The sequence below is a fragment of the Streptomyces sp. NPDC045701 genome, assembly GCF_056432045.1.
Genome location: NZ_JBWKJV010000122.1, coordinates 1 through 5,012, shown reverse-complemented (window position 1 = coordinate 5,012; position 5,012 = coordinate 1). Strand labels below are relative to the sequence as shown.

The following is a 5,012-nucleotide window of genomic DNA, read 5'->3' as shown; positions in this document are numbered from 1 at the left end:
CCCTCTGGCGCCGCACCCACCAGACCCGCGCCCGCCAAAGCCATCACGCCACCCGCGACCGCAGAGACCGCAACCGCGACTCACGGCTGTAGTACTGGATCGGCAGCAGCTCGGTCGTGGCAAAACGGTCCGGATCGTCACGGCGACTACCTCACCAGGGCCTTTGGGAGGTGCGCGAAGCAGTCGTGCAGGAAGTGAACGCGGCACCACTGGTACAAGGAGCCCCAGTATCACCTTGCGGGTCGCGGCCACAAGTCCGCTGTGGTGGCTGGCGATGACCAGGCGAACGCCGCCCAGGCCGCCGGCGCGGAGTGAGCGCAGACAGGAACTCCGGAATCGTGGGTCTCTCGTCATCGCCACTGGCATCACCAAGGACATCGCGGCCGCGTCCTTGGTGATGCCAGTGGCGATGACGACGGCCTGGGAGACGGTCTGATGGTTCACCCGCGCCTTGCAGGCCGTCGCGCTCGCGCTCAGCGGCCTGAGGCCCATGGGCAGCCTGTTCCTGGCCTGTGATCTACCTTCAGAGCGACCTCAGCTAAAGTCTCCTGGCAGCCGGCGCTGCCACCGTGCCGATGTTCACCCCGTCCTCCCTGTGCGCACGACTCGCTGGGAAGCGGTCCGACCCCGCCAGCCCCCGCCTGCTCGCAGCCGCCGGCTTCGCCCTGTTGATTGCGGGCACCGGCTCGCTGGCGTGGCTGCTGGGCCCAGGTGTCAGCCTGTGGGCACTCATGCCCTCGCCTCTCGCGTCCGGTATCGGCATCGGACTGGTCTCCGCCCCGCTCGCCAGCATCGCCACCCGAAGCCCGGAGCCCTCGCTGGTCGGCGCCGCGTCCGTCGTCAGCACCACCCGCCAGCTCGGCGGCACCCCCTCGGCAGCGCTGCCACCGGCGTCCTCCTCCAAGCCCAGCTCGGCAGCACCGCCGCTCCGGCCACTACCGGCACCCAGGCCGCCCTGGCCTTCGTGGCCACGCTCCTCTTCTGCCTCGCGTGCTTCAAGCGGCCCCCCGACAGGCTCTCAGGCTGCCGCGAGCCGCAGCTTGCAGGGCACCGTCCTGCAGCAGGTGCCTCCGACCAGCAGTCCCCCTGCACCAAGAGCGAGATCGGCCAACTCCTCTGGGGACATCTGTGTGATCACAACCGAACAACCGACCGGTCCGGAAGTCTCCGGTGACGCACGGGAAACTCACATCCTACGCGCCGCCCCCCCAGCGTCGCGTCAGCACCCGGGCAAACACCAGATGGCCACACGCTGCCACTGCCAGCACCGCAACGACCTGCCATGGCCTCAGCCCACCGGAGCACAAGCCGACCAGCAGCGTGACAGCGATGCCCGGCAACGCCCATACCGCCACGCGCGCCGGCGCACGCCCGTAACGCAGAGCGATCACGCCATGGGCCGCATAATACAGGGCGGCACCCCCGGCCAGTGACCACACCGCACCACCGGACAGACGCTCACGCGCGGCCTCTTCAACAGCAGTGGCCAGGCCCGCCGCACTGCAGATCACCCCCGCAGTCACAAAAAAATGAAGGAACCCGGCGACATCACGGGCCAGCGTGTACTGGCGCCGCCCGACGGCTGCCTGCAGGACCACCTCCGCGGTAGACACCCCGAAATCAAAATACGACCACCACACGGCGGCCAGCAGCACAAAGCCGCACACCGCCACCCAGGCCGCCTGGCCCGTCCACATATGGCTGCCCGAGACGACCAGCCCCATCACCGACTCACCCAGGACAATGATCATGAACAGGCCCACACGCTCCACCAAATGCCCCACGTGAAGCTGTCGGGGAAGCCCGCGCGCACTCAGCAGCAGAGTGACCTCGGCAGCCAAAAGCACGGCCCATACCCCATGCCGCCACGGCACCGGCACCGCCATCGAGCAGGCCCACAACGCCGCCGAACCCAGGCAGTAACTCAGCGGGCGCCAGGTCGGCACATTCCCGCCTCCCTGGCGCACCGACGGCCACCACAGCCCCAGAAGAACCAGCCGCGTACCGCAGTAGCCCAGAGCGTAGGCCGCTCCCCGCTCACCGGCCGCCCCGGGAACCGCAGCAGCCATCACCGCCAGACACAGCATGGCCCCCAGCATCAGTACACGTCGGCGAGCTGTGTCCTGGACGAACAGATTCGCCGACACCGTCAAGTTCACCCACATCCACCACGGAGGAAAGTACAGGGCGAAGAAACCCACGAAATCACGGGCATCAGGATTCCCGTGCAGCGAATGCGCCAGTTGTGAGACGAATACAACGAAAACCAGGTCGAAAAACAACTCCAGCCACTCCGCATGGCGGCCCCCCCGCAGGTATGTATCTCCCATCGCCTCATCCCAGAGTGATCAGCCGCGGGGCACCTCGCCCCGCCACTGCAGACTTCTCGGCGCGGCACCTCCTTATGGTCAGCCAGATGGGTATCAACAAGGTCCGTCGCTCACCCCCCATTTGGCTGTCCAACTGCTCCGTACCTCCGGTTCCCCGTAGTCAGCGAGCCCCCTGCGTTCGCTCTCGCAGGCGCCCGGCAGCCACCTGCAGCCAGGTCTGTAACGGTCCCCCCCCCTCAGGGCCGCGCGTGGCTGGCGACGAGCACACGCCGGGGCAGCGGTGTGTGCTCCGCTGTTGGTGCAGGGGCGGTGCCGGTTCGAACCGAGCCCTTTCAGCGGTGGCTGTGCAGGGTGAGGATGGTTTGGCGATGATGTCATGAGGCTGGGGCTGCATCGGGTGTGCCGGGGGATCCGCCAGGTCTTGATCCGTGCGGTCGCTGTATCGGCCGGCTTTCTGAAGTGTGAATGCGCACGGTGACGTAGTTTGTGTGAGGTCCTGGCCTGGCTGCCGCCGGTGGGGCACTGCGGCGACGGCAGCGGCGCCCTGACAAGCCGTGCCGGCCCCGATCGAGGACAACGGTTCGCTGGCCCTCCACCGGACAGGTCCGTGCCCCGGGGAGTGCTGCCGCAGCGACCCGGTTGTGCCGTTCGCGCCTGTTGCCAAGCCCTGGCGCGTCCTTCGCCCAGACGCTGCGGAGCGCATCTGCCAGTTGCCGCCGGCTCCGGCAGGGATCCACGGCCCGCCACGTATCCCGCGCCGCCTGCAAGCAAGGGTGTCAGGTGGTTTGCAAGCGGGTCGAGCAGCTCATGGCCATCTGTCCTGCCCGGCCTGGACGAGTTACCACTGAGCGACGGTACGAATGCAGCTGTTTCCGCCTGCTTGCTGTGGCCGTAAGACCGTCCAGTTGTAGGTAGCCCCCATCGGACGCTGATTATACATTCGGCATCAGCCGTCTCGGCAGCGAATATCTCGTGAAGGCAAGGCAGCACAGGCAGGTGGTCCACTATGGCGGCTGATACCCGCACCTGGGATGAGGAGACGCATATTAACGGTTCCGCAGTTCTGAGAGAAGTGCATGAATGGTTTGACGAATATGCGGAGGCATTTGCCGGTCTGGCAATGACCGGAGAGACGGATCCCGTCCCACTGTTGCAGTACTTCGCTCTGCCCTTGACCATGACCACCGATAAAGCGCACCTTGCGGTTGTGACGCGTCATGACCTTGGACACGAACTATCCAGTCAACTTCATGGCCTGCGCGCGGCGCACTACGGCAGCAGCAAGGAAGTGCGCCGGACCGTGCAGATCCTGAACCGCCGGGCTGCTGCCATCGAGGTCATCTGGTCACGCGCCGACCGCCACGGCAAGGAGTTCCAGCGGACACGTGTCTTGTATTTGGTCGCCAAGGCGGACAAAAAATGGCAGCATTGTGCGTCGGTAGTTATAGCCCCTGATGGACCGGTTTCTGACGGTGATTGCAGTCCTGCTGCGGCTGGGTAAGCGCAGCCTGTCCGCCGGGCGAAATGAGCGAATCAAGTACTCAACGGCGGGTTGCCGCTGCTGGCCGTTGTTACCACCAAGGCGCCAGCGATAAAGAGGTCGACGCCTGGTACTCCGCGAAGCAACCAGGCGTCCGGGGCACACGCAATTCCTGTCCGCCCCGGACGGCACTCCATGATGGGTGCCCGATGCCAGGCCGTGCTCGGTGCCGGACATCACCGCCGCCCGCCCACATTGCCTGCCGGCCCCGCACCGAGCGGCCGCCGCCGTGCTGCCCGTTCTCGCTCCACGCCGGCTGCCAAGGCGTCGGCACCGGCATCTGCCACCCGTTCAGCAAGCCCCGCAATGGCTCCCGCCCGGAGCTTCACCCCGGCGCCCGCACCTGCACCACGCTCTAAAGGCCGCCCCCGACCCTCAACAACGCCTGGCGACGACCTTCGTTGAGACCTTATTGGAGTGTTGCCTATGTAGGCTCCGGAGGCGTGACTTCGCCCATCGCCGGGATGGAAACCCTCAGGCGCCCCAGCGGGGCGGGACGCCGCACGTTGTCCCGGGTAGGGAAATCAGAGAGCACGGTCAAGACCACCGTTACTGCAGCCGTGAGTGGCGATCGCGGTCTCTGTGGGTGCGGCGCCACAGAGACTGGGCGATGGCGAGGGTGGCCGGGAGGGGCGGCGGGGGCAGGAAAGGCGGGGCCCGAGTGCGGCGCGCAGTTGCCGGTCCTGGCCGCAGAGGCAGCCCCCGCCCGCCGGCAGCGTTCACCCATCCGGCGGCCCAGTTCCGGCTTGGTCACGGCCTCCTTCGCACGCTGCCGGGGAATCCCCGCCGCGTGGCACCGGCCGGCGTCCCCGGCCCAGCTGGCAGGTACGCAGGCCACCCGGCCGGTCAGGGCCCGGCCGGTATCAGTGGCGTACGCGCAGAAAGACCATGACCTCCTTGCCATCGTGCGCTTCCTTCGACCTCGAACCACTGATCGAGGAAGCGTCCGTCATCGCGATGACCAGGACCTACTACCCGCCGCACCCGTCATCCCCCTGGGGAATTTCGTGATCGCTCACAAATACAAGCCCCGGTGATCCCCGCGTACTGAGGTGCCCCGAAGTTTCCGGACAGACGTCCAATAGGATTGCCTTGAACGGAAAAGAGGACGCAAGAAGTGGCACCACCGAGCAAGTACACCC

General features: G+C 66.7%; 2 protein-coding genes and 1 pseudogene. 1 reads left to right on the top strand and 2 read right to left on the bottom strand.

The window, feature by feature from the left end; genetic code table 11:
- Positions 1-111 precede the first annotated feature (111 nt).
- Positions 112-465, bottom strand: a pseudogene (locus tag AC07DW_RS33340) (transposase); the annotation flags it as partial.
- Positions 466-1,193: 728 nt separating this feature from the next.
- Positions 1,194-2,330 (bottom strand): low temperature requirement protein A, encoded by a 1,137-nt coding sequence (locus AC07DW_RS33335; RefSeq protein WP_478861366.1) that lies wholly within the window; start codon positions 2,328-2,330, stop codon positions 1,194-1,196.
- Between the two features lie 1,006 nt (positions 2,331-3,336).
- On the opposite strand from AC07DW_RS33335, the gene AC07DW_RS33330 reads away from it, so the two are divergent.
- Positions 3,337-3,831 carry a DUF6841 family protein gene (locus AC07DW_RS33330; protein ID WP_478861365.1) on the top strand — a complete coding sequence of 165 codons (495 nt, stop codon included), beginning with the start codon at positions 3,337-3,339 and terminating at the stop codon, positions 3,829-3,831.
- Positions 3,832-5,012 lie beyond the last annotated feature (1,181 nt).

Coding starts and splice junctions, on each gene's coding strand:
- AC07DW_RS33335 (WP_478861366.1), bottom strand. CDS start 2,330: ATGGGAGATACATACCTGCGGGGGGGCCGCCATGCGGAGTGGCTGGAG.
- AC07DW_RS33330 (WP_478861365.1), top strand. CDS start 3,337: ATGGCGGCTGATACCCGCACCTGGGATGAGGAGACGCATATTAACGGT.